We start from the raw sequence: 24,908 nt of genomic DNA on the forward strand, positions 1-24,908 counted from the left end.
CGGCCGCGGGCTGCTCAGCGCCCGCGGCCTTTGCGCGCCATCGCGTCGTCCAAACGGTCCATGCGGTCCTCCAGCGGCGGGTGCGTGCGGTAGAGCTGCGCCAGCCGTGCCGGCCGCGTGCCGAGCGACGCCATCTTCTGCAGCACCGAATAGAACGCGAGCGGCTCGAAGCCGGCGCGCTGCAGGTAGATGCCAGCCGCGGCGTCCGCGCGGTATTCCGCCTCCCGGTCGAGTCCTGTGAGCAGGACGGCGGCACCGTGGCGGTCGACGTAGTCGCGGGCATAGGCCGCCGCGCCCGGCGTGGCCACCTGCGACAGCACCGCGTCCTTGCCGGCTTCGCGCACCTGCTGCTTGCGGATGACCTCGAAGTGGTCGCGCTGGACCACGTGGCCGAGTTCGTGGGCGAGCACCGCCGCGAGTTCGGCATCGTCGCCGAGCAGTTCGTACAGTCCGCGCGTCAGCATCACGTAGCCGCCGGGTGCGGCATAGGCGTTGACCTCGCCGTCGTCGAGTACGCCGAAGGTCCAGGGCAGGTCGGGACGCGAGGTCTGCGAAGCCAGCCAGCGGCCCACGAGGTTCACGCGGCGCTGCGCGGCGGCGTCGGCCCACAGCGGAGCGACGCCAAGCACGCGGCCGGTCACGGCGGGGCCGAGCGCGCGCTCCTCTTCGGCGACCTCCTTGTCGGACTTGCCCATCGCCCGGTCGGCGACGCGCGTGGCCTGCGAACCTCCCAGTGCCCCGCCGCCGATCTTCGACAGGAGCCCGCGCGCGGAGGCGAGCCCGCGACGCTTGTCGGCCTGGGTGGCCTGCTGTCCCGAGGTGTCGAGCTCCCGGGCTTCGCCGGGCCAGGGCACGCTGCGCGCCTGCCAGCCCTGCGCGTGTGCATGCGCCGATGCGGCGGCGGCATCGACGCGGTGGCCTTCCATGCGTGCCAGGGCGGCAGCGTCGTGGCGGCCGCCGGTGAGATCGCTGGCATCGATGCCGCGGACGGTCGCGGTCTCGGTCACGCGCCCGCGGCCGGCCTGGCCCTGCAGGAGCGCCTGCCGGCTGGTGTCCGGTGTTTCCGCGCCGGCGCTGGCCATGCGGACCTCGTTGACGCGGACGTAGCCGCTGCGCCCGTCGCCCAGCGCAAGCTGATACCAAAGGCCCTGCTGGGCGCTGATATCCACGCGCGCGTCGCGTGCGAGCGTGGTGATGGCCGGCGCCGCGGGATCGGGAGCGTTGCGCACCTCGACCGAGCGCTTGTGCACCACGGCCGGCATCGCGGCCGAGAGGGCAGCCAAAGCGAGGCCGCTGGCGGCGAGGGTGGCGAGCATCGCCAGGCTCAGGGAGCGGATGGTGTTTCGCATGGGGTGTCCTCGAATACCTGTGACAAGGGGAGCAGGGTGTTGCTGGCAGCCAGTGGCCGATGTTCAAGCAGGTCCAGGTCCTGGCCGAGCAGCGCGCGCAGGCGCAGCCGGCGGCCGGCAGTGCCGGTTCCGGCGCCGTCGTCGATCCGCGCGGTGGCCACGCACACCATGACCCGGCCGCGCCCATCCAGGCGTTCGGCGGTGGCGTTGAGCGCGGCATGCAGGGCGTCGAGGTCGCGCGTGGCCTGTGCGCGCACGGCGTCTTCGCTGTCGGCCTTCCAGGTAAGCAGCACGAGGTCATCCAGGATCGGCTGCATCCAGTGCTTGCGCTCGACCAGGCCTTCGATGATCACGATGTCGTCGCTGGTGTAGACGAGCTTGCGCAGCACGCGGCGATATTCGCGCCGCCGGCGTTTGACCTGCGGCATCGGCAACCCTGCGTCGGGCTCCATGCGCAGGCGTGCCAGCAGCAGCCAGGGATGTGCCGCCGGGTCGTACTCGGGCAGGTAATCGGAGTTGCCCGAGGCGCGCCCGCGCTGCACCGCTGCGTAGCCGCGGCACAGCGCGAAGCACAGGGCGCCGTAGCCGAGGCTGGCGAAGATGTCGACGAACCAGCCGAAGAAGGTCAGGCCGGCAAAGGCGGCTGCGAGCAGCGTGAGGTTGGTGGCGACGAAGACCGGGTCGACGTCCTTGTGGGGCTCGCCGCGCCAGAACACGAAGCACGTCAGCAGCACGAGCACGCTGGCCAGCGCGTATTTGAGCCAGCCGGGCGGCATCCTGATCCAGGTGTCGGCGATCAGTGCCTCGGTGGCCTCGGCGAGGATCGCGACGCCGGGCATGGCCATGTCCACGGGCGTCGGCTTGGCGTCGTTGATGCCGGCGGCGGTGTGGCCCACCACGGCCACGGCCCCGTCCAGCGGCGGCAGCCCCTGCCCGCAGACCGGCCTGCCTTCGATGAGATCCGCGGCGCTGGCATAGGGCAGCTGCGAGTGTTCGCGCCAGTTGATGCGCAGGTCGCCGCCGCGCGCGGCCACCGCGGCCCGGGAGTCCGCGCCGGCGGCGTGCGCAAGCCGCAGCGCCAGGGCCGGCATTGCCCATCCACCCGCAGCCTCGTACAGGCGCACGTCGCGCAGCACGCCGTCGCGGCCGCGCTGGATGTTGACCAGGCCGGAGTGGCGCGCCATCGCCGCGCCGTAGGGTTGGAGCAGGGCCACGCGCGGGCCCGGGATCGCGGCATCGGGGACCAGGCGGAACGCGCCCGGGACCGCGTCCACGCGCGTGGACGCCGTGGCGTCGAAATCGGAATGCAGGCGCGTGGCGGCGAAGACGAAGCGGCCTTCGCCTCCCCCGGCCATGGCCTCGAGCAGGGCATCGCCACCGGGATCCGCGGGCGCGCGGTCAGCAAACAGGATATCGATGCCGACCGCACGCACCCCGGCACGGTCGAGCGCATCGAGGAGGTCGGCGTGGCGTTCGCGGCTCCAGGGCCAGCCGCCTTCGCCGAGGGCCCGGTAATACTCGATCGAGCACTCGTCGATCTCGACCACCACGGTGCGCCCGCTCGGCACCGGTTCAAGCGGTCGCAGGCCGATGATCCGGTCGAAGACCGCGTCCTCGGCGGCATCCAGCGAACGCCCGTGCTGCCAGTCCCACGCCAGCCCGCCGAGCATGGCCAGCGCCAGCAGCGGGTAGAACGCGAAGCGCAGCCGCTGCGAGCACCAGGACAGCGGACGCCGATAGCCGCGCTCGAGCACGGCCCACGCGTCCATGAAGCGGACGCTGGCGCCTGCCATGGCCGAATCGATCGCACTGCGCACCCGGTAACCCAGACTGCCCGACACGTTTCCCCCCGGGCTTCGCCCTGTCAGGAGGTAAACGTCCAACCGGGGCGAAAAGCGACAGCCTCAGTGCGAGCGGTGTATCGCCAGCTTGCCCAATGCGGCCAGCGCCGCCGCGCGCGCGCCGAAGGGCGCGAGTGATCCGGCCATGGCGGTGCCGAGCCCGGCCAGTCGCGTGCGCGACGCGTCGATGCCGATCAGGGCGGGGAAGGTCGCTTTGTCCTGCGCGGCGTCCTTGCCCGCGGTCTTGCCAAGGGTGGCGCTTTCGCCCTCGACGTCGAGCAGGTCGTCGCGGATCTGGAAGGCGAGGCCAAGCGCGTCGGCGTAGGCATCCAGGCGCATGCGCTCGCCGCTGTCGGCGTCGGCCGCGATGGCTCCCATGCGCACGGCGGCGCGGATCAGGGCGCCGGTCTTGAGCGCGTGCAGGTGTTCGAGTTCGTCGATGCCCGACGAAGCGCTCCGACCGGTGGCGGCAAGGTCCAGGGCCTGGCCACCGCACATGCCGCCTGCGCCCGCGGCGACTGCCAGCTCGCGCAGCATCGCCACGCGCGCCGCGTCGCTTCCGGCGGCATCGGCCAGCACGGCGAAGGCCAGTGACTGCAACGCATCCCCGGCCAGGATCGCGGTCGACTCGTCGAAGGCGACGTGGACGGTGGGCTGGCCGCGGCGCAGGGCGTCGTCGTCCATGGCCGGCAGGTCGTCGTGGACCAGGGAATAGGCGTGGATCAGTTCGATCGCCGCGGCGGGTGCGTCGAGCAGGGATTCATCGGCGCCGAAGGCCGTGCCGGTCGCGTAGACCAGCAGCGGACGCATGCGCTTTCCGCCAAGCAGGACGGCGTGCCGCATGGCGTCCCCCAGGCGGTGCTCGGCCGCGGGATGGGCCGCGAGGGCGGCTTCGAGGACCTTGTCGATCCGGTGCCTCCAGGCCTCGAGGCGAGCCGCCGTTTCGGCCCCGCCAAGCGCCTCAGGCATCGTCGCCGCTGGCCGGGAACGGCGTGGCCGAGTCGGGCTGCTGCGGGTCGGTGAGCAGGCGGACGCGCAGCTCGGCCTGTTCAAGCGCCTGCTGGCAGCGGCGGTAGAGGCCGACGCCGCGCTCGTAGGCGGCGAGCGAGTCCTCAAGGCTCATGTCGCCGTGCTCCATCTTCTCGACCAGCTGCTCGAGCGAATCGAGCGAGGCTTCGAAGTCGGCGACCGGGGACGTGCTGTTGTCGGATTCGGGCTTGCGTGGCATGCCCTCGAGTTTACGCCAAGTCCCGCCAGTGCAGGCGTGCATCCCGGGCGTCGAGCCAGTCGTCGAGCGGGGCCGCGAGCAGGCGGTCGCCGGCCGCCAGGAGCTGGCCGTGGGCGTCGGACAGCAGTGGCATGCGCGCGCGCAGCCAGGGCGGAAGGCCTGCGTCCTGGAGCAGGTGCTTGAGCGCGTGCGAGTGCTCGCGTCCGCGCAGATGCAGGCGTTCACCGCCGCGGCGGGAATGCGCGTGCATCGGCTGGTCGAAGGCGTCCACGCCTTCCAGCGACAGGCTGCCGCCACCCGGCAGCATCAGGGGCTGGTGGCCGTCCCACTCGACCATCCAGTCCGCAGGGAGCGGCGGTGCCGGTCGCACGGCGTGGAGATGGCCGCGCCATGCGCGGATCAGTGCGCCGGCCCAGCGATACGCGGCATCGCCATCGCCGCGCGCATCGAGCAGCTGGTCGATGGCGGGAAATGCGGGCGCAGGCAGGGGTGGCAAGCACAGGCTTGCGGTCCAGGCGCGGAGCGCGCGTGCGCGTTCGGCTGAAGACAGCGCGCGCAGCGGCTGCATCGGAAGCGGCTGCGTGCACAGGTCCGGCGAAGCACCGTCACCACGGCCGTTTCGATCATCGCTGGCACCGCTGCGGGGGAATAGTGCGTCGAGCAGCTCGGCGTCACGCGTGGCGAGCAGCTCGGAGGCCTCGGCGCACAGCGCGGCGCTGCGCGCGAACGCGGCATCCGCCGTCGGCCAGCGTTCGCGCAGCAGCGGCAGGACGCGCTCGCGGAGCAGGGTACGGTCGTGCGCGGGATCGGTGTTCGCAGGATCCTCGATCCATGACAGGCCTTCGGCTTGGGCCCAGGCATGGATGCGTGCGCGCGGCTGGCCGAGCAGCGGCCGCCACATCCAGCCCGCTGCGAAGCGTCGCCAGGGCCGCATCGCCGCGAGGCCTTCGGGTCCCGAGGCGCGCAGTGCGCGCAGGAGGAAGGTTTCGGCCTGGTCGTCCTGGTGGTGGGCGAGGGCCAGCACGTCGCCTTCGCCGAGCACCGTGGCGAACGCGGCGTGGCGTGCCGTCCGTGCCGCGGCTTCGAGGCCAAGGCCACTGTCGCGGGCGACCGTGACTTCGCGCACCACCAGCGGAACCTCGAGGCGTGCGCAGACGGCAGCGCAGTGGGCGGCCCAGTCGCCTGCGCCGGGATGCAGGCCGTGATGCACGTGGATGGCGCGCAGTCCGCGCGCGCGGACCGGAGGCAGCGCCGCGAGCCGGTGCAGCAGCACGGTGGAGTCGAGCCCGCCGCTCAGCGCAACCGTGACCGCGGTGCCGGCGTCATCCGGAAGGGTGAAGAGACCGTCGGGCAGGTACGGGTCCATGGCGTTGCGCAAGGTGCGGCGCGCGGCGTTGCAGGCCGCCGCGCGCCGCCGGATGCTTACTCCGTTTCGATGCGGATGCCGCCGATGAAGCCAGCTGCCAGGTTGTAGATGAACGCCTGGATCGCGCCGCCGATGAAGCCGAAGATGCCGTACATGATCGGCAGCAGGATGACCGCCATGAAGCCCCCGAACATGGCGAATCCACCACCGTTGCCGGTGCCGGCAATGCTGCCGATCAGCCCGCCGAACAGGAAGATGATGAGGCCCGCAAGGAGGCCGAAGGCCGCGGTGATGATGCCGGCGATCTTCGCGGCGGAAAGGATATCGATACGCTTGATGATCATGCAGTAGTGCTCCCCATGCCGGCGGATTGCCGGCAGGGAGAGTCTATTCGATACGCCGGCGCGCGCTGCGCCGCGGGCGCCTCAGGCGGCTTCGTACGCGCCGTAACCGCGCAGGCGCCGGTAGCGTTTTTCCAGCAGCGTGTCGACGGGCAGGTCCACGAGGGCGTCGATCTCGTTGACCAGTACCGCCTTCAGCCGCAGCGCCATCTGCTTCGGATTGCGGTGCGCGCCGCCGATGGGTTCGCGCACCAGCTTGTCGACCAGGCCCAGGCCGAGCAGGCGCTTGGCGGTGAGCCCGAGCTGCTCGGCGGCATCCTTGGCCTTGCCGGCGTCCTTCCACAGGATCGAGGCGCAGCCTTCGGGCGAGATCACCGAGTACGTGCTGTATTCGAGCATCACCGTGCGATCGCCGACGCCAACGGCCAGCGCGCCGCCGGAGCCGCCTTCGCCGATCACCGTGCACACGATCGGCGTCTTCAGCTCGGCCATTTCCATCAGGTTGCGTGCGATGGCTTCGGACTGGCCGCGTTCCTCGGCGCCGATGCCGGGATAGGCACCGGGGGTGTCGATGAAGGTCAGCAGCGGCAGCTTGAAGCGCTCGGCCATCTTCATCAGGCGCAGTGCCTTGCGGTAGCCCTCGGGGCGCGGCATGCCGAAGTTGCGACGCACCTTGGTCTTGGTGTCGCGGCCCTTCTGGTGGCCGATGATCATCACGCTGCGGCCGTTGATGCGGCCGATGCCGCCCACGATGGCGGCATCGTCGGCATACGCGCGGTCGCCGGCGAGTTCCTGGAACTCGTCGCAGATGATCCGGATGTAATCGTTGGTGTACGGGCGCGCCGGGTGGCGGGCGAGCTGGGACACCTGCCACGGGCTGAGGTCGCGGAAGATCTGCGCGGTGCGCAGGCGCAGCTTGTTCTGCAGGGTGCGCAGCTCGGCGTCGATGTTGACGCCGGGCCCGGAGCTGGCCTGGCGCAGGTCCTGGATCTTCGCCTCAAGGTCGGCGATGGGCTGTTCGAAATCGAGGTAGTTGGGATTCATCGACGGACTACGGTCGGGAAAGCGGCCAGTCTAGCGGAGACGGTCACGGGGGACCGTACGTCCCGGTGTGGGCTCAGCTTGCCCACGGGCGCGCACCCATGGCGACGTGCACGGTGCGGACGCCGGGTTCGACGCGCAGCTGGCCGAGGAGGTCGGGGTCGACGCGGACCGAATGGCTGCCGTCGAGGTCGAGGCTGCCGGCCGCGCCCGAGGGCAGCAGCAGGTCCAGGCGCAGCGGCGTGGCGCCGGGGCGATTCGTGGAGAGCAGTGCCTGGACGCGGTCGAGGACCGCAGCCTGCGCCAGGTCCAGGCGCAGCGACAGGCGTCGCGCCGATTGGCTGCAGACCTCGTGGAAATCCCAGGCGCGGCGCGCGCGCAGCGAAAAGCCGCCGCTGAACTCGTCCTCGCGCAGCCCGCCTTCGACGATCACGATGCGGTTGCCGGCGAGCAGTGGCGCGTGCTCCAGCCAGGCTTCGGAGAAAAAGGCGCATTCGATGCGGCCGCGGCCGTCCTCGAGCACGACGAAGGCCTGGCTCTCGCCGCGCTTGCGCACGGCGCCTACCTGGCCGGCGACGATCGCCGTGACTTCCTGGCGCCAGCCGCCGCGACCGCCTTCGCCGCTGCCGTTCCCGCCCTTGCGCGCCGAACTCCCGGACTCCCACAGGGCATCGAGCTGGCCGAGGTCGGAGCCGACGAGGGCCTTGAGCTCATTGCGGTAGGGGTCGAGCGGATGGCCGCTCAGGTAGTGGCCCAGGGTGTCGCGTTCGCCGGCGAGCTTCTGCGCCAGCGGCCATTCCGGAACCTCGGGCAGGGTGATCTGCGCCGCGGCGGCCGCCGGCTCCGCGAAGCCGCCGAACAGCGATGTCTGTCCGGCCTCGCGCTCGCGCGCCAGCTGATCGGTCGCCTTCAGCACTTCCGGCAGCTGCAGCATCAGCGAGGCGCGGTTCAGGCCGAGGGCATCGAGCGCGCCGGCGTTGACCAGGGCCTCGAGGGTGCGCCGGTTCAGGCGCGCGGCCTCGTTGCGGCGACAGAAGTCGAGCAGGTCGACGTAGGGACCGTTGCGCCCGCGCTCGTCCGCGATCGCGTCGCAGGCGCCATGGCCCACGCCCTTCACCGCGCCCAGGCCGTAGCGCAGCGTGCGCGCGTCGATGGCCTCGAACATGTAGCCCGAATGGTTCACGTCCGGCAGCAGCATCTCGAGTCCGAGCTCGCGCGCCTCGGCGAGGAAGCCGACCACCTTGTCGGTGCTGTCCATGTCGCTCGACAGCACCGCGGCCATGAACTCGGCCGGGTAGTGCGCCTTCAGCCAGGCGGTCTGGTAGGACACCAGCGCATAGGCGGCCGCGTGCGATTTGTTGAAGCCGTAGCCGGCGAATTTTTCCAGCAGGTCGAAGATCGGCCCGGCGACCTTCGGCTCGATGCCGTGCGTCGCGAGCGCGCCGGCCTCGAACTTGGCGCGCTCGAGCGCCATCTCCTCGACCTTTTTCTTGCCCATCGCGCGGCGCAGCAGGTCGGCGCCGCCCAGCGAGTAGCCGCCCAGGATCTGCGCGGTCTGCATGACCTGTTCCTGGTACACCACCACTCCGTAGGTGGGGGCCAGCACCGGCTCCAGGAGCTTGTGGGGGTACTGGACCTCGGCGCGGCCGTGCTTGCGCTCGATGAAGTCCGGGATCAGGTCCATCGGCCCCGGCCGGTACAGCGACACGAGTGCGATCAGGTCGTCGAAGCGGTCGGGTTTCGCGCGCTTGAGCAGCTCGCGCATGCCGCGCGATTCGAACTGGAAGACCGCGACGGTGCTGCCGCGGGCGAAGAGTTCGTAGGTGACGGCGTCGTCCAGCGGCAGCTTGGTGATGTCCACCGGCTGCGTCCCGCCTTCCCCGGCCAGGCGCTTGTTGATCGCCTTCACCGCCCAGTCGATGATCGTCAGCGTGCGCAGGCCCAGGAAGTCGAACTTCACCAGGCCGACCGCTTCGACGTCGTCCTTGTCGAACTGGGTGACCGGGTTGCGGCCGGCGCCGTCGCCGTCGTGCTCGGCGAACAGCGGGCAGAAGTCGGACAGCGGCGTCGGCGCGATCACCACGCCGCCGGCGTGCTTGCCGGCGTTGCGGGTCAGGTCCTCGAGCTGCAGCGCGAGGTCGATCAGGTCGCGGACGTCGTCTTCGTCGTGGTAGCGCGCGATCAGCTCGTCCGAACGCCAGGCGTCGTCCTTGCGCGCCTTCTCGGTGCGGCCCAGCGCGTCCTCGAGCGACACGCCCAGCGTCATCGGCACCAGCTTGGCGATGCCGTCGACAAGGCCGAAGGGATAGCCCAGCGCGCGACCGGCGTCGCGCAGCACGGCCTTCGCGGCCATGGTGCCGTAGGTGATGATCTGGCTGACGCGGTCGCGGCCGTACTTGGCGGCGACGTAGTCGATCACCTCGTCGCGGCGGTCCATGCAGAAGTCGATGTCGAAGTCGGGCATCGACACGCGTTCGGGATTGAGGAAGCGTTCGAACAGCAGGTCGTAGGGCAGGGGATCGAGGTCGGTGATGCCCAGCGCCCAGGCCACCAGCGAACCGGCGCCGGAGCCGCGGCCCGGGCCGACCGGGATGCCGTGCTCCTTCGCCCAGTTGATGAAGTCGGCCACGATCAGGAAGTAGCCGGGGAAGCCCATCCGGATGATGACGTCGAGTTCGGTGTCCAGGCGCGCCGCGTAGCTGGCGCGGTCGTGGCCATCGGCCATCGGCGCCTGTTCGAGCCGGTGCGCGAGCCCGTCGCGGGCCTCGCTGCGGATCCACGAATCCAGGGTGTGGTCGGACGGCACCGGGAACGCCGGCAGGTGGTAGGTGCCCAGGCGCATCTCGAGATTGCAGCGCTGCGCGAGCGCGACCGCATTGTCGAGCGCGTCGGGCACGTCGGCGAACAGCTCCGCCATCTCCTGGCCGGATTTCAGGTACTGCTCGGCGGTGTAGTCGCGCGGGCGGCGTGGATCGTCGAGCACGCGGCCCGAGGCGATGCAGACCCGCGCCTCATGCGCCTCGAAGCCTTCGCGGTCGATGAAGCGCACTTCGTTGCCGGCGACTACGGGGATCGAGTGCAGCGAGGACGCCTGCAGCGCGAAGTCGTTGAATGCCGCCTCGTCGCTGAAGCCGCAGCGGGCCAGGGCCAGGTGCAGGCCGTCATCGAACACGCCGCGCCAGTCCTTCACCCAGGCCTCGGCCAGGTCGTGGCGGCCGGCGGTGACCAGCCGGCCGGCCGGCGACTGGCGCCCGGCCAGGGCGAACAACCCGCCGTGCACTTCACGCAGCCACTGCGGACGCACCACCACGCCGTCGTGCCGCTGGCCTTCCATCCAGGCGCGCGTCAGCAGCCGTGACAGCGACAGGTAGCCGGCATGGTCGCGGCAGAGCAGGGTGAGCGTGGCGGGCGGCTCGTCGCCTTCGGCCACGCTGATATCCGCGCCGGCGATCGGCTTGATGCCGGCGCCTTCGGCTGCGCGGAAGAACTTCACCAGCGAAAACAGGTTGTTGCGGTCGGTCACCGCTACCGAAGGCTGGCCCAGGGCCACGCAGCGATTGACGAGGTCCGGGATGCGGATCGTCGAATCGGCGAGCGAGTACTCGCTGTGGAGGGTCAGGTGGACGAAGCGTCGGGACATTGCGGGACCGCGGGTGCAGCCACGCAGGTTAGGTCCCAGCCCCCGTGCGGACAAGGCTTGACAGCCCGGCCCGCGCGGGGCGGCGTTCAGTGGACGCGGAACAGCGCGGCTTCTGCGGCGGGAACGTAGCTTTCCGCGCCGCGCCTGGCGATGTGTGCGTACAGCGCGATCTCCGCGCTGCGCGCTTCCAGCCAGTCTTCGCGACCGAACGCGAAATGGTCCCGGCGCTCGCCGCGCAGGATGGCTTCCTCCGTGCGCAGGCGGCGGAAGTCGAAGTAGGCCTCGGCGTCGGCGGCCAGTGACGGCCATGCGATGTCGAACAGCACCGCGGTGTCGAGCCCGCCCAGCAGGGGCACGGCGTCGGGCACCAGGCGTTCCTCGCCCTGGGCGTAGTCGGCCAGCAGTGCGATGCGCTGCAGCTGTTCGGGCGCCAGGTGCCAGCCGGGCTCGCGCACCAGCATGCGCAGCGCCTGCAGGCAGCGCCGGCGCTGGCGGATGCATGGCGCCCAGGCATGGCCCGCGTAGCGCTGCGAGAGGCTGCGTGCGGCGCAGGCGATGCCGTCCAGCGCCGGGACCTCGCCGCGTGCGGACAGCGCACGGGCGACCGACTGGAAGCGGTCGAGGCTTCGCGCCTCGGGCTCGCGGCCGGCAATGCGATGACGACGTCCGCCGGCTTGCGCAACCGCTGGCAGGGGCAATGTGTCGAGGATGGCGTACATGGCTGTCTCCGGATCGGGGGCGCCGGACTGGCGCGACTGCAGGATCACGCCGCCGTGGCCGCGATGCTTGAGGGAAAGCGGCGGAACGGGTGATGGATTCGCGATGGAAGCCGGTTTTTCCTGATTCATGCGTTCAACCCGTAGCTCGCTGCTGGGCGGACCCGTCGAAGGGGCTCGAATGCCGGATCAAGCGCGCATCTATCGCTTCGGTGACGTCGAGGTCGACACCGCCGCGCACCGCGTTGCGCGCAACGGGGAGCCGCTTGCCCTTGAGCCGAAGGCCTATGGGGTGCTGCTGGCGCTGCTCGCGCATCCCGGCCACGCGATCGAGCGCGACCATCTGCTCGACCAGGTCTGGGGGCACCGCCACGTCACGCCCGGCGTGCTGAACCGGGTGGTGGCACAGCTGCGCAAGGCGCTGGGCGACGAGGCCGAGCATCCACGCTACATCCAGACCCTGCACGCGGTCGGCTATCGCTTCATGTGCATCCCCGAGGTTTCGATCGTGGAGGACGCGGCGGAGGCGGAAATTTCCAGCCTGCCGACGGCGGAAATTTCACTGCAACCCGGTTCCGTCGCAGAGTCCGGGGATCTCCGTGGCGAACCCGCCGCAGCGGCCATTGGCTTGCCGGCACGCGCCGGGCTGCGACCGGCCGCCATCGTGCTGGTCCTCGGCGTGCTCGCCTTCGCCGCACTCGCCTTCGCCGCGTGGTGGCAGTGGGCGCCGCGCGGGACATTGGCGGCCCCGCAGGTGGCGATCGCCCTGCGCCCCTTCACGACCCTGGGCAGGCCCGGTGACGACGAGTGGTTCGCCGAGGGGCTGGCGGTCGAGATGCACGATGCGCTCGCATCGGTCCCGGGCCTCAAGGTCGCGGCGCTGATGGCAGCCGACGATCCGCGTCGCGACGCGGATGTGCGCGAGATCGGGCGCGAGCTCGGCGTCGACGCGATCCTCGACGCCAGCATCCGGCGTGAAGGCGACCGCGTGCGCATCCACGCCCGACTCAGCGACACCCGCACAGGCTACGTGCTGTGGAGCGAGCGCTACGAACACGCAATGGCCGAGCTCTTCGCCACCCAGGGCGCGATTGCCGGCGAAGTGGTGGAATCGATGCTCGGTGCCATGCCCGACGCGCGGGAGACGCTGCGCCAGCGTCTGGCACCGACCCGGAATGTCGCTGCTTTCGACGCCTACCTGCGCGGGCGGCACCTGGTGCGTTCGTCGCCTGACCGCAAGCGCAACTGGGAGGCCGCGGAGGCCTTCCGGGCTGCGCTCGCCGAGGACGCCGACTTCGGGTTGGCGCAGGCGGCGCTGTGCACCACCGAGACGCGCCGCTTCGAATACTGGAACGACGCCGAGGCGCACGCCCGCGCGCGGCTGGCCTGCAGGCGCGCGGCCGAGCTTGAACCCTCGCCCCCGGAAGCGGCCCTGGCGCTGGGTAACCTGTATCGCGTCGACGGCGCGCTGGAGCAGGCGCAGGCCCAGTTCGAACGCGCGGCGCGCCATCCGGGGACCGCCGCCCTCGCCGCGATCGGCATCGGCAAGGTCGAGGCCGCGCGCGGCGAAGTCGATCGCGCCCGCGAGCAGTTCCGCATCGCGCTGGAACAGGCGCCCCTGGATGCGCTGGTGCGAGCTGAAGTCGGCTTCCAGGCCTATCGCGGCGGCCGCGTGGACGAGGCGATCACGCACTACCGCAGGGCGCTGGAACTGGAGCCGCGGAACGCCGGGACCTGGAACACCTACGGCTTCCTGCAGCTGCTCGTCGGCGACATCGGCGAGGCTGAGCGCGCCTTCGAGCGTTCACTGGCCATCGAACCCACCGCCGACGTACTGGCCAACCTCGGCAACCTCCGGGCGCAGGCGGGCCAGCACGCAGCCGCGGCGGCGCTGTACGGCCGCGCGCTCGAGCTCGACCCGGACGACTACATCAACTGGGGCAACTTGGGCGACGGTCTTCTTGCCAGCGGCGCGGCGCCCGAGCGCGTGCGCGAAGCCTACGGCGAGGCGGCTCGAAGGGTCAGCGACTATCTGCGGCTGGAGGACGGCGACGGCTACGCGCTGGCCGCGCTGGGCTGGTACAGCGCCAACCTGGGCCACCGGTCGAAGGCGCTGGACCTGGTGCGCCGCTCCAGGGCGGCCGTGCGTGGAGATCCCGCCGAGATCGCGCTCTGCAACGCCGAAACGCTCGCCGTGCTCGGCGAGCGTGAGGCTTCACAACGAGAACTGGCACGCGCGCGTGCAGCCGGCATGGGCGAGCCCCGCATCCGCGCCAGCGTGGTGCTGTGACGGACAGGTGTCGCCGCGCAGGGATGTGCGACGGAGCGCCCCGCGACGGGGTAGGCGGAATCGCGACGGAGTCGTCAGGGACCGCAGACGGAGAACGATGATGATGATGACCAAGCAGGGCGGTTTCGGCACGGGTGGAGACGCACCGGTGAAGCAGCCCACACCGCCAGGCGGCGCGCAGAAGACGCAACCGGTACGGCCGGCGCAGGCGCAGCCGCAGCACAAGACGAAGCCCGGAGGACCGGAGAAGATCTAGCGCCAGTGGGCGGGCGCGGTGCCGCGTCGCGGACTCAGGCCGGTCCGAACAGGTCCGCCATCGCGGCGCCGCGCACCGGGGCAAAGCTCCTGCGGTGCTGCGGGCAGGGCCCGTGCGTGCGCAGCGCGGACAGGTGCCCGGGCGTGCTGTAGCCCTTGTGCCCGTCGAACCCGTAGCGCGGGTATTCGTCGTGCATCAGGATCATCGCCCGGTCGCGCGTGACCTTGGCGAGGATCGAGGCGGCCATGATGCTGCGGTCGCGCGCGTCGCCACCGATCCAGGCCTCGGCCGCGCAGGGCAGGTCGGCGGGGATGGCGTTGCCGTCGATGCGCGCGATCCCGGCGACATGGGCGACGGCCTGGATCGCCTGGCGCATGCCGAGCATCGTCGCGTGGTAGATGTTGATGCGGTCGATCTCGTCCACGCTGATCACGGCTACGTGCCAGGCCAGCGCCCGGTCGACGATGCGTTCGTAGAGTTCGGCGCGGCGCGCTGGGGTGAGCGCCTTGGAGTCGTCCAGGCCGTTGATGCGCGGCCGGGTGGGGTCGAAAACCACGGCCGCCGCGACCACGGGGCCGGCCAGCGGCCCGCGCCCGGCTTCGTCGACGCCGGCCACCAGGCCCGACGGCATCACGGACGCGTCGGCAGGCGCCGCGCGGACGCGGACCCGGGGCGGTGGAGGCCGCTGCCTCATGGCCTGGCTCCGGTGACGGTGGCTGCCGCTGCGTGCCGGGGATCGAGCAGCTCGGAGATCGCGGTCGCCGCCTCGCGCGAGGCGTCGCGGCGCAGCAGGATGTGCAGGTCGCGGTACCGCGGCTCCAGCGCCTTCACCGCAGCGGGGTCGGCGAACCACGCCAGGACCGCCTGGGAGAGATTGATCGGCGTGCAGTCGTCCTGCATCAGCTCCGGCGCGATGGTCTCACCCGCGAGCACGTTGGGCAGGGCGTAGCGCTCGACCTTGAGCATGCCCAGGCCCTTGACGATGGCGTGGGTGGTCGGGGAAATCCGGTAGCCGACCACCATCGGGCGCTTGGCCAGCATCGCTTCCAGCGTGGCCGTGCCCGAAGCCAGCAGCACCACGTCCGACGCCACCATCGCCGCCCGCGCCGAACCGTCGAGCAGCCGGATTGCAGGCGCCACCGCGCCGGCCGCCGGCAGCATCGCCGCCAGCGCGTCGCGGCAGGCGGCATTGGCCGCGGGGACCAGGATCTGGAGCCCGGGGATGCGCTCGGCGACCAGGGACGCGGCCTGCAGGAACGCCGGCCCCAGGCGCTCGATCTCGCCCAGGCGGGAACCGGGGAGTACCGCCAGCACCGGCTCATCCTGGTCGACGTCGAGCGCTGCGCGGGCGCCGCGTCGGTCGGGGTTGAGCGGCATGGCATCGGCCATGGGGTGGCCGACGAAGCGCGCGTCGACGCCATGGCGGGCGTAGATCGGCGGCTCCATCGGGAACAGGCAGAGCACGCGGTCGGCGCTGCGTCCGATCTTCGCCGCGCGTCCCTGTCGCCAGGCCCAGACCGACGGGCTGACGTAATGCACGGTGCAGGTGCCGCGCGCCTTGAGCTGGCGCTCGAGGCCGAGGTTGAAGTCGGGCGCGTCGATGCCGATGAAGACATCGGGCTTCCATTCGAGGATGCGGCGGCGCAGGCCGCGACGCAGGCGCAGCAGGCGCGGCAGGTGGGACAGCACTTCGGACAGGCCCATGACCGCCAGTTCGCTGGCGTCGTGCCAGGTCTCCATGCCGGCCGCGCGCATCGTGTCGCCGCCGACACCCGCGAACTCCGCGTCGGGATAGCGTTCCCGCAGGCGCTCGACGAGGTCGCCGCCCAGCAGGTCGCCGGAGGCTTCACCGGCGACCAGCGCGAAGCGCGGCCCGGCGGCCGTCACCGCAGCAGCGGCCGGTCGCCGCCCTCGATGAAATCGAGCATCCGCCGCACGTCTTCGCTGTCCGAAGCCAGGTCCACCAGCTTCGTGCGCGCGTCATCCAGCGTGCCGCCGGACATGTACACCGTGCGGTAGGCGCGCCGGATCGCCGCGATCCGGTCGGCGTCGAAGCCGCGGCGCTTCAGGCCTTCGGCGTTGATGCCACGGGGCCGGCCGTAGCCGTCCTGCGCCACCATCAGGAAGGGCGGCACGTCGCCGTTCACGAACGCGCCCATGCCGATGAAGGCGTGGTCGCCGATGCGGCAGAACTGGTGGATCCCGGCGAAGCCGCTCAGGATCACGTGGTCGCCCACGACGACATGCCCGGCAAGGGTCGCGTTGTTGGAGAAGATGCAGTGGTCGCCGATGACGCAGTCGTGGGCCACGTGGGTGTAGGCCAGCAGCCAGTTGTCGTTGCCGATGCGGGTCACGCCGCCGCCGTCGCCGGTGCCGCGGTTGACGGTGGTGAACTCGCGGATGACGTTGCGGTCGCCGATCTCCAGGTGCACCGTCTCGCCGCGGAACTTCTTGTCCTGCGGCTCGCCGCCGATCGCGGCGTGGCCGTGGACGTGGTTGTCGCGGCCGATGCGGGTCGGGCCCAGGACGCTGCAGTGCGGGCCGATGCGCGTGCCCGCGCCGATCTCGACCCCGGGACCGATGACCGTGAAGGCACCGATGCAGGCGCCTTCGCCGATGCTCGCGGTCGGGTCGACGGCCGCGGTGGCGTGGATCGCCGCGGCAGCCACGTCAGGCATCGACCTCGGCGCAGAGGATGTCGGCGCTGGCGACCTTCGCGCCATCCACGCTGGCGATGCCGCAGTACAGCGTCATGTTGCGGATCTCGCGCTTGATCGTGACCTCGATGTCGAGACGGTCGCCGGGCACCACCATGTTCGCGAAGCGCGCGTTGTCGACCTTCACCAGGTAGGACAGGCGGCCATCGGGACTGGCACCGCCGCGCAGCAGCTGGGTGAGCACGCCGCCGGCCTGGGCCATGGCCTCGATCACGAGCACGCCGGGCATCACCGGGAGGTCCGGGAAGTGGCCCTGGAAATAGGCTTCGTTCGCGGTCACGTTCTTGTAGGCGAGCACGCGCTTGCCGTGGCCGTCGTACTCGACCACGCGGTCGAGCAGGAGGAACGGATAGCGGTGCGGCAGCATCCTGCGGATTCCATCCACGCCGATGGGGAACGTCAGCTTGCCGGCGGTCATTTCTTCTCCTTGTCGAGCGCCTGCACCTGGCGGGCGAGCGCATCGAGTTGCCTGAACCGGGCCGCGCTCCTGCGCCAGCTCCGGGCGTCCATCAACGGCGTGCCAGAAGAGTACTCCCCGGGAACATCGATCGAACTGGTGACCAGCGACATCGCCTGGATGATGACGCGGTCGCAGATGGTGATGTGGCCGACGATGCCCGCGGCGCCGCCGACCAGACAATAGCGGCCGATCACGGCGCTGCCGGCGACGGCGACGCAGCCGGCCATCGCCGTATGCGCGCCGATGCGGACGTTGTGGCCGACCTGGATCTGGTTGTCCAGGCGGACGTCCTCCTCGAGCACGGTGTCCTCGATGGCGCCACGGTCGATGGTGGTGTTGGCGCCGATCTCGCAGTCGTCGCCGATCGACACGCCGCCCTGCTGCGGGACCTTGATCCAGCGTCCGGCATCCATCGCCAGGCCGAAGCCGTCGGCGCCGAGCACCGCGCCCGGGTGGATGAGCACCCGCTCGCCCAGGCGCACGCGGCGCACGAGGGTGACGCGCGCGACCAGGCGGCTGCCGACACCGACCACGCAGTCATCGCCGATGACGCAGCCGGCGCCGACGATGGCGCCGGCCGCGACGCGCGAGCGCGCGCCGATCACCGCGAGGGGTCCGACTTCGGCCGCGGGGTCGATCGTGGCGCTGGCGTCGATCACGGCCGAGGGATGCACGCCGGGGCTGGCCACCGGCGGGGGATCGAACAGCGCGGCGATCCTCGCGAATGCGACGTAGGGGTCGCGCGCCACCAGCAGGGTGCGGTCGAGCCCTTCGGCGTCGTCCTCGTGCACCACGACGATGCCTGCCCCGGAACCGGCCAGCTGGCTGCGATAGCGCGGGTTGGACAGGAACGAAAGCTGCCTCGGGCCGGCGCCGGCGAGCGTGGCGACGGCGTCGATCACGACGCCGCCATCGCCGCGCAACGCAAGGCCGAAGCGTTCGGCCAAGGCCGCCGCTGTCTGCGTGCTGGACTCCATCGCCCGTCCCCGCGGCGGCTAGAACGCGCCGCCGAAGGTGAACTGCAGGCGCTCGAGCTCGTCGCCTTCCTGCTCGCGCAGCGGCATCGCGTAGCTGATCGAGATCGGACCCACCGGTGCCCGCCACATCAGCGCCACGCCGGCCGAGGCGCGGAGTTCACCGGCATCGAACGCGTCGAGGTCCTTGAACACGTTGCCGAAGTCGACGAAAGCCGAAATGCGCGCGGCCGGTGAGTCGAACAGGGTGGGGAAGAACATCTCCAGCGAACCCACGGTCTTCACCGCGCCGCCGATGACCTGCAGGAAGGGACTGTTCCAGGCCGCCTCGCGCGGGCCCAGGGTGTTGTCACGGAAACCGCGCACCGAGCGCGCACCGCCGGCGTAGAAGTTCTCGAAGAACGGCAGGCCGTCGGCAACCGCCTCGCGGGCCTCCGGCAGGTCGTCCGTGTCTTCGGGCGAGTCGGGGTCGTAGACGGTGCCGTAGCGCGCGTCGCCGTAGCTGTCGCCATAGCCGAGCTCGAGCCGGGTGTTGAGCACCAGGGCACGGGAGATCGGCCAGTACTTGGAGAACTCGTAGTTGAGCTTGTAGTACTCGGCGGTCGAGCCGGGCAGGGAGACTTCCGCCGTCACCCGCTGCAGGGTGCCGCGGGTCGGCTGCAGGAAGTCGTTGCGGGTATCGCGCGCCCAGCCCACCTCGGCGCGCCAGGCGTGGAAGGTGCGCTGGCCGATGACGTCGATGTAATCGACAATCGACTGCGGCGAGGCGCCGCGCCAGGCGAAGATCTGGTTGCTGTCGACGCCGACCATCGCCGAGACGGTGTCGTGCTCGGTGATCGGGATGCCGAGCATCACCTGCGCGGCACGGCTGGTCGAGGAGTACTGGGCAGTATTGAATTCGGAGTTGTCGAACTCGCGCCACCAGATGTTGTAGCCCAGCGACAGGCCATTGTCGCTGAAGTACGGATTCATGTACGAGAACGAGTAGCGCTGCAGGTAGACGTTGCGCTGGGCCTCGACCGAGACCCGGTTGCCGCTGCCCAGGAAGTTGTTCTGCGACAGCTGCACCGAGGTCGTCATGCCGGTGAGCTGCGAGTAGCCCACGCCGAACATGAAGCTGCCCGAGGTGGTTTCGGTGACGCTGAACTCGACGTCGACCATGTCGTTGCTGCCGGGCACGGGCTTGCTTTCGACGTTGACGCTGCCGGACTCGAAGAAACCCAGGCGCTGCAGGCGCACCTTCGAGCGGTCGATGGCGGCCTGCGAATACCAGGCGCCTTCGAACTGGCGCATCTCGCGGCGCAGGACTTCGTCGGCGGTGCGCGCATTGCCCTTGAACACCACGCGGCGCACGGTCACGCGCGGGCCCGGCTCGACCTGCAGCTTGATCGCCACCGTGCGGTTTTCGCGGTCGACCTCCGGGATCACGTTGACCTGCGCGAAGGCGAAGCCGATGTTGCTGAGCGTGGCCACGATCTGGTCGGAGCTGAATTCAAGCAGCGCGCGCGAGAAGGTCATCCCGGGCTTGATGAACACCAGGCGCTCGATGTCCTCCTTGGGCAGCACCGTGTCGCCGGTGACATCGACGCTGGACACCGTGTACACCACGCCCTCGACGAGGCCGGCGGTGATGAACATGTCGCGCTTGTCGGGGCTGATCGCCACCTGGATGTTGTCTTCGGTGAAATCGATGTAGCCGCGGTCGAGGTAGAAGTTGCGCAGCTTCTCGCGGTCGCCCTCGAGCTTCTCGCGCGAGTACTGGTCGTCGCGGCGGTACCAGCTGAGCCAGTTGCTCTCGCCGGACTCCCACGAATCGGTCAGGGTCTCGTCGTCGAAGTCGTCGTTGCCGACCAGGTTGATATGGCGGATGCGCGCCGCCTTGCCCTCGTCGACCTTGATGGTGACGTCCACGCGGTTGCGGTCGAGCGGCGACACCGTGGGCGCGATGGTGACGTTGTACTTGCCGCGGTTGTTGTACTGCCGGGTGAGTTCCTGGGTGACGCGGTCCAGCGCCAGGCGGTCGAAGGTCTCGCCTTCGGCCAGCCCGATGTCGGACAGGCCCTTGAGCAGGTCGTCGGTCTTGATGTCCTTGTTGCCGGTCAGCGTGAGCTTGTTGATCGCCGGGCGCTCGGTCACCTGGACCACGAGGATGTCGCCCTGGCGGCCGACGCGGACGTCCTCGAAGAAGCCGGTGTCGTACAGGGCGCGGATGGCGTCGGCCACGCGACCGCCGTCGACGGTGTCACCGCGCTCGATCGGCAGGTAGGTGAACACCGTGCCGGCGCCGATGCGCTGCAGGCCGTCCACGCGGATGTCGGAGACGGTGAAGGCGCTGGCTGTTGGCGTCGGCGCCGGTGCAGGTGCAGGTGCATCGGCAGGCGGGGCCGGGAAGCCGAAGGCGGCCTGGGGGTCGACCGGCTGCTGGGCCCAGGCCGGCGCGGCAAGCGTCGAGGCAAGGGCGATGGCGAGCAGGCGGCGGTTGGGGAATCGCGTCATCAATGGCGTCCGGGTCTGGCGTTGCGTGGGGTTGGGGCGATGGGCTCGGCGGTCGTGCATGCAGGCATCAGCGCACCAGTTGCAGGATGTCGTTGTAGAACGCCAGGCCCATCAGGCCCGCAAGCATGGCCAGGCCGACATATTGCCCGGCGACCATTGCCCGCTCGCTCAAGGGGCTGCCCTTGATCAACTCGATAAGGTAATACAACAGGTGACCGCCGTCCAAGATCGGGATCGGCAGCAGGTTGATGATCGCCAGGCTCAAGGACAGCAGGGCGAGGAAGCTGAGGAACCAGGCGGGGCCCATGCCGGCCGAGGCATTGGCGTAGCGGGCGATGGTGATCGGTCCGGAAACATGCTCCATCGACGCGCGGCCGCTGAGCATGCGGCCAACCATGCCCACGGTATCGCGGGCCAGGCGCCAGGTTTCGGCGCCGGCGGCGGGAATCGCCGCCAGCGGGCCATGGCGCAGCGTGGCGTCGTGCTCCGCGGCCCGGGACGTGTCGGGTTCGATGCCCAGGGCCCAGAACGGCTCGCGGCCCGCGTCTTCGGTCATCCGCGGCGTGATCTCCAGGGCCAGGCGCTCGCCGTCGCGCTCCACCTCGATCATGCCGACGCCGCCCTGGGCGCCGAGTTCCTGCACCAGCGGCCCGATATCGGCGAAGGCATGCACCTGGGCGCCGTCCACGGCGGTGATGCGGTCACCCTCGGCCAGGATTCCCCAGGCGGCGCTGTCTTCGCGCACGACACCGACCTCGGGCGGTAGCAGGAAGGCCTTGGGCACCATGCCGATGGCGGCGATCAGGCGGCGCTGGTCGACGTTGGCCGGCAGCGCGGACAGCCGCAGCGTCCGCGAGGCGTCGTCACCCTGGGCGGTGCGCAGGCGCACTTCCACGTCGTTGCGGTCCAGGGCGGCAGTGGTCAGTGCCATCGCGGCCTCGCTCCAGGTCGGCGTGGAGCGGTCGCCAATCGCAAGCACGGTGTCACCACGGGCAAGGCCGGACTCCGCCGCGATGCCCTGCACCTGGCCCAGCACCGGCTGGTAGTCGGGGCGGCCGATGACGAACATCGCCCACAGCAGGGCCAGGCACAGCAGCAGGTTGGCGATGGGCCCGGCGGCCACGATGGCGATGCGCTGCCACACCGACTTGCGGTTGAAGGCCGCGTCGCGTTCAGCCTCGGGCACGTCGCCCTCGCGCTCGTCGAGCATGCGCACATAGCCGCCCAGCGGAAGCGCGGCGATGACGTATTCAGTCCCGTCGCGGCCGATGCGCGTCCACAGCGGCCTGCCGAAGCCAATGGAGAAGCGCAGCACTTTGACGCCGTTGCGGCGCGCCACCCAGTAATGGCCGAACTCGTGGAAGGTCACCAGCACGCCCAGGCTGACGATCATCCACCACACCGAACCGAGGAACGTAGTCATTGCATGCTGCTCAGTGGACGTGGCGGGCGAGGGCGCGGCGGGTGGCGTCGCGGGCGAGCGCGTCCGCTTCCAGCAGCGTCCCGAGGGACGTGGCGGGGCGCGCCGGCAGGGCGGCCAGCGCATCTTCGACCAGCGCGGGAATGGACAGGAAGCCGATCCGGCCCTGAAGGAAGGCTGAAACCGCTTCTTCGTTGGCAGCGTTGAGCACCGCCGGCGCCGTGCCGCCGGCATCCAGCGCGCCGAAGGCCAGCGCCAGGCAGGGGAAGGCTTCGGTGTCGGGGGACTCGAAATCCAGCCGTCCCTGGGCAAGCAGGTCCAGGCCGCCGACGCCGGATTCGATGCGTCGCGGCCAGCCCAGGCCAACGGCCAGCGCCGTGCGCATGTCGGGCAGGCCAAGCTGCGCCAGCGTGGAACCGTCGATGAACTCGACCAGCGAATGCACCAGGCTCTGCGGATGCACCAGCACGTCGATGCGGTTCGAGGGCAGGCCGAACAGGTGGTGCGCCTCGATCACCTCCAGGCCCTTGTTCATCAGGGTGGCGGAATCGACCGAAATCTTCGGGCCCATCGACCACTTCGGGTGCGCAACCGCCTGGGCGGGAGTCACCGAGGCCAGGGATTCGCGGCTGCGCCCGCGGAAGGGGCCGCCCGAGGCGGTGAGCACCAGCCGGCGCACGTCGCTGCAGGAACCATCGGCGGGCAGGCACTGGAAAATCGCGTTGTGCTCGCTGTCGATGGGGATGATCCGGGCACCGTGGTCGCGCGCGGCGGCCATCACCAGCTCGCCGGCCAGCACCAGGGATTCCTTGTTGGCGAGCAGCAGGTGCTTGCCCGCGCGTGCGGCGGCCAGCGTCGAATCCAGGCCCGCGGCGCCGACGATGGCCGCGACCACGGTGTCGGTGCCGGCGTCGCCTGCGAGTGCCGTGACGGCGTCGGAGCCGGCATGCGCGCGCGTCGGAAGGCCGGCGTCGCGCAGCCCGTCGCGGAGCGCAGGCCATGCGGCTTCGTCGGCGATCGCGGCATCGTCGGGGCGGTGGCGCCGGCAGGCATCCAGCAGTGCGTGGACGTTGCTGCCGGCAGCGAGCACGGCGGCGCGCATCTCGGCGGGATGACGGGCGATGACGTCGAGCGCCGAGGTGCCGATCGACCCCGTGGCGCCGAGGACGGCGACGCGGCGCATCAGAAGCCCAGCCAGATCTTGCCCAGGGCGAACACGGGCAGGGCGGCGAGCACGCTGTCGGCGCGGTCCATGATGCCGCCGTGGCCGGGGATGAGGTTGCCGGAATCCTTCACGCCGACGTGGCGCTTGAGCAGGCTTTCGAACAGGTCGCCGACCACGGAGAACAGCACCGCGAGCAGGGCGACCAGGGCCACCAGCGGCAGCTGCGAGGCCGTGGCGCCGAGGATCCAGGCGCCGACGAGGGCCACCAGCACGCCCAGCACGGCGCCACCGACAAGGCCGGCGACGGTCTTGTTGGGGCTGATCCGCGGCGCGAGCTTGCGCTTGCCGAAGGCGCGGCCGGCGAAGTAGGCGCCGGTATCGGTCGCCCAGACGATCAGCAGCGCCAGCAGCAGCCAGCCGGGACCATCGTTGTGGAGCAGCGCCAGCGCGCACCAGGCCGGGACCACGGCGAAGGTGCCGGCCGCCAGCTTGAACACGCGCGCGTTGGTGTCATGGTCCGACGCGAAGTCGTAATGCACCAGCCACAGCATGGCCAGCAGCCACCAGACCACGCCCAGCACCACCGCGAGCTTGAACAGCACCAGGGTGGCCGCCGTGCCGCCGGTGCCCCAGACCAGGGCCACCATCAGCATCAGGTTGAGCACCAGCAGCGCGCTGCGCGCCAGCGAATCCTCGACCTCGGCCAGCGCGAACCACTCCCACAGCGCGCCGAGGAACAGAATCGCGACGACCAGCATCAGCCAGGGCGTGGGCAGCAGCAGGACGGCGGCGATGGCCGCGGGGGCCATGCAAAGGGCGGCAAGGATGCGGATGCGAGTCATGGCGCCATGGTATCCGTGGAGGACGCCGGGGCGACCTGCTCACCGGTGAGGCCGAAGCGGCGTTCACGGGCGGCAAAGTCGTCCAGCGCCTGCTGAAGGGTGGCCGCGTCCAGGTCCGGCCAGAGGCGTTCGGTGAACCAGAGCTCGGTGTAGGCGAGCTGCCAGAGCAGGAAGTTGCTGATCCGGAGGTCGCCCCCGGTACGGATGAACAGGTCGGGCGGGGGCAGGTCGCCCAGTGCGACACGGCGCGCGATCGCGGCTTCGTCGATGTCCGCGGGATCCAGGCGGCCCTCGGCGACTTCAACCGCAAGCGCGCGCGCCGCGGCGGCGATGTCCTGGCGGCCGCCATAGCTGGCCGCGATCGACAGCGCCAGGCGGGCATTGGCGGCGGTGAGGCGTTCGGCGGCATCCATGCGCGCGGTGATCGCGGCGTCGAAGCGGCTGCGGTCACCGATGAAACGCACGCGCACGCCGCGGCGGTGGAGTTCACCGACCTCGCGGTCGAGGGCGTTCAGGAACAGCTTCATCAGCGCGCCCACCTCGTCGGCGGGGCGGCCCCAGTTCTCGCTGGAGAACGCGAACAGGGTCAGCGCGCCGATGCCGCGCTCGAGGCAGAAGTCGATGCACAGGTTCACCGCGCGCGCGCCGGCGCGATGGCCGATCACGCGCGGCCTGCGGCGACGCGCGGCCCAGCGTCCATTGCCATCCATGATGATGGCGACGTGGCGGGGGATGCTCGAAGTGGCGGACGGGGCGTTCATGCCGA

The 24,908-nt window shown here is 70.7% G+C and carries 21 protein-coding genes; 2 read left to right on the forward strand and 19 right to left on the reverse strand.

The window, feature by feature from the left end:
• Nucleotides 1-14: 14 nt before the first annotated feature.
• The 9 genes from ACW5E8_RS05010 to ACW5E8_RS05050 form a co-directional block, all read right to left on the reverse strand.
• A complete protein-coding gene (locus tag ACW5E8_RS05010) occupies nucleotides 15-1,349 on the reverse strand; it encodes a M48 family metalloprotease (protein WP_456964375.1) in 1,335 nt (444 codons plus the stop codon).
• Nucleotides 1,325-3,190, reverse strand: coding sequence for a CHASE2 domain-containing protein (locus ACW5E8_RS05015; protein ID WP_456964376.1), 1,866 nt, complete (start codon nucleotides 3,188-3,190; stop codon nucleotides 1,325-1,327). The genes ACW5E8_RS05010 and ACW5E8_RS05015 overlap by 25 nt, the downstream gene beginning before the upstream one ends.
• A 63-nt stretch (nucleotides 3,191-3,253) precedes the next feature.
• Nucleotides 3,254-4,159: a polyprenyl synthetase family protein gene (locus ACW5E8_RS05020; protein ID WP_456964377.1), complete on the reverse strand. Its 906-nt coding sequence runs from the start codon at nucleotides 4,157-4,159 to the stop codon at nucleotides 3,254-3,256.
• On the reverse strand, nucleotides 4,152-4,418 hold the full coding sequence (locus ACW5E8_RS05025) for an exodeoxyribonuclease VII small subunit (RefSeq protein WP_456964378.1): 267 nt from the start codon (nucleotides 4,416-4,418) through the stop codon (nucleotides 4,152-4,154). The genes ACW5E8_RS05020 and ACW5E8_RS05025 overlap by 8 nt, the downstream gene beginning before the upstream one ends.
• A gap of 10 nt (nucleotides 4,419-4,428) precedes the next feature.
• Nucleotides 4,429-5,784 carry a tRNA lysidine(34) synthetase TilS gene (gene tilS, locus ACW5E8_RS05030; RefSeq protein WP_456964379.1) on the reverse strand — a complete coding sequence of 452 codons (1,356 nt, stop codon included), beginning with the start codon at nucleotides 5,782-5,784 and terminating at the stop codon, nucleotides 4,429-4,431.
• 56 nt (nucleotides 5,785-5,840) lie between these two features.
• Nucleotides 5,841-6,128 carry a hypothetical protein gene (locus ACW5E8_RS05035; RefSeq protein WP_456964380.1) on the reverse strand — a complete coding sequence of 96 codons (288 nt, stop codon included), beginning with the start codon at nucleotides 6,126-6,128 and terminating at the stop codon, nucleotides 5,841-5,843.
• Between the two features lie 81 nt (nucleotides 6,129-6,209).
• Complete coding sequence (locus ACW5E8_RS05040) at nucleotides 6,210-7,169, reverse strand: acetyl-CoA carboxylase carboxyltransferase subunit alpha (protein WP_456964381.1); 960 nt, start codon at nucleotides 7,167-7,169, stop codon at nucleotides 6,210-6,212.
• A gap of 73 nt (nucleotides 7,170-7,242) precedes the next feature.
• Nucleotides 7,243-10,806: a DNA polymerase III subunit alpha gene (gene dnaE / locus ACW5E8_RS05045; protein ID WP_456964382.1), complete on the reverse strand. Its 3,564-nt coding sequence runs from the start codon at nucleotides 10,804-10,806 to the stop codon at nucleotides 7,243-7,245.
• 86 nt (nucleotides 10,807-10,892) lie between these two features.
• On the reverse strand, nucleotides 10,893-11,525 hold the full coding sequence (locus ACW5E8_RS05050; protein ID WP_456964383.1) for a hypothetical protein: 633 nt from the start codon (nucleotides 11,523-11,525) through the stop codon (nucleotides 10,893-10,895).
• 178 nt (nucleotides 11,526-11,703) lie between these two features.
• Here ACW5E8_RS05050 and ACW5E8_RS05055 point away from each other — a divergent pair, with 178 nt between their 5' ends.
• Nucleotides 11,704-13,812 (forward strand): winged helix-turn-helix domain-containing protein, encoded by a 2,109-nt coding sequence (locus ACW5E8_RS05055; RefSeq protein WP_456964384.1) that lies wholly within the window; start codon nucleotides 11,704-11,706, stop codon nucleotides 13,810-13,812.
• A gap of 100 nt (nucleotides 13,813-13,912) precedes the next feature.
• Nucleotides 13,913-14,068 carry a hypothetical protein gene (locus ACW5E8_RS05060; RefSeq protein ID WP_456964385.1) on the forward strand — a complete coding sequence of 52 codons (156 nt, stop codon included), beginning with the start codon at nucleotides 13,913-13,915 and terminating at the stop codon, nucleotides 14,066-14,068.
• 34 nt (nucleotides 14,069-14,102) lie between these two features.
• On the opposite strand, the gene ACW5E8_RS05065 is transcribed toward ACW5E8_RS05060, so the two are convergent.
• From ACW5E8_RS05065 to uppS, 10 genes are all read right to left on the reverse strand, one after another.
• A complete protein-coding gene (locus ACW5E8_RS05065; protein ID WP_456965246.1) occupies nucleotides 14,103-14,699 on the reverse strand; it encodes a ribonuclease HII in 597 nt (198 codons plus the stop codon).
• 59 nt (nucleotides 14,700-14,758) lie between these two features.
• Nucleotides 14,759-15,955: a lipid-A-disaccharide synthase gene (lpxB, locus tag ACW5E8_RS05070; protein ID WP_456964386.1), complete on the reverse strand. Its 1,197-nt coding sequence runs from the start codon at nucleotides 15,953-15,955 to the stop codon at nucleotides 14,759-14,761.
• Nucleotides 15,952-16,746, reverse strand: a complete 795-nt coding sequence (gene lpxA, locus ACW5E8_RS05075) for an acyl-ACP--UDP-N-acetylglucosamine O-acyltransferase (protein ID WP_456964387.1) — start codon at nucleotides 16,744-16,746, stop codon at nucleotides 15,952-15,954. The genes lpxB and lpxA overlap by 4 nt, the downstream gene beginning before the upstream one ends.
• On the reverse strand, nucleotides 16,739-17,203 hold the full coding sequence (fabZ, locus tag ACW5E8_RS05080; RefSeq protein WP_456964388.1) for a 3-hydroxyacyl-ACP dehydratase FabZ: 465 nt from the start codon (nucleotides 17,201-17,203) through the stop codon (nucleotides 16,739-16,741). The genes lpxA and fabZ overlap by 8 nt, the downstream gene beginning before the upstream one ends.
• Complete coding sequence (gene lpxD, locus ACW5E8_RS05085) at nucleotides 17,200-18,222, reverse strand: UDP-3-O-(3-hydroxymyristoyl)glucosamine N-acyltransferase (RefSeq protein ID WP_456964389.1); 1,023 nt, start codon at nucleotides 18,220-18,222, stop codon at nucleotides 17,200-17,202. The genes fabZ and lpxD overlap by 4 nt, the downstream gene beginning before the upstream one ends.
• A gap of 18 nt (nucleotides 18,223-18,240) precedes the next feature.
• A complete protein-coding gene (gene bamA / locus ACW5E8_RS05090) occupies nucleotides 18,241-20,715 on the reverse strand; it encodes an outer membrane protein assembly factor BamA (RefSeq protein WP_456964390.1) in 2,475 nt (824 codons plus the stop codon).
• Between the two features lie 67 nt (nucleotides 20,716-20,782).
• On the reverse strand, nucleotides 20,783-22,138 hold the full coding sequence (rseP, locus tag ACW5E8_RS05095; RefSeq protein WP_456964391.1) for an RIP metalloprotease RseP: 1,356 nt from the start codon (nucleotides 22,136-22,138) through the stop codon (nucleotides 20,783-20,785).
• A gap of 10 nt (nucleotides 22,139-22,148) precedes the next feature.
• A complete protein-coding gene (locus ACW5E8_RS05100; RefSeq protein ID WP_456965247.1) occupies nucleotides 22,149-23,333 on the reverse strand; it encodes a 1-deoxy-D-xylulose-5-phosphate reductoisomerase in 1,185 nt (394 codons plus the stop codon).
• Entirely contained in the window at nucleotides 23,318-24,142 is an 825-nt protein-coding gene (locus tag ACW5E8_RS05105; protein WP_456964392.1) for a phosphatidate cytidylyltransferase, read from the reverse strand. Before ACW5E8_RS05105 ends, ACW5E8_RS05100 begins: the two co-directional genes overlap by 16 nt.
• Nucleotides 24,139-24,903: a polyprenyl diphosphate synthase gene (uppS, locus tag ACW5E8_RS05110; protein ID WP_456964393.1), complete on the reverse strand. Its 765-nt coding sequence runs from the start codon at nucleotides 24,901-24,903 to the stop codon at nucleotides 24,139-24,141. Before uppS ends, ACW5E8_RS05105 begins: the two co-directional genes overlap by 4 nt.
• Between the last annotated feature and the right edge of the window lie 5 nt (nucleotides 24,904-24,908).

This window comes from Luteimonas sp. A649, from assembly GCF_054072735.1.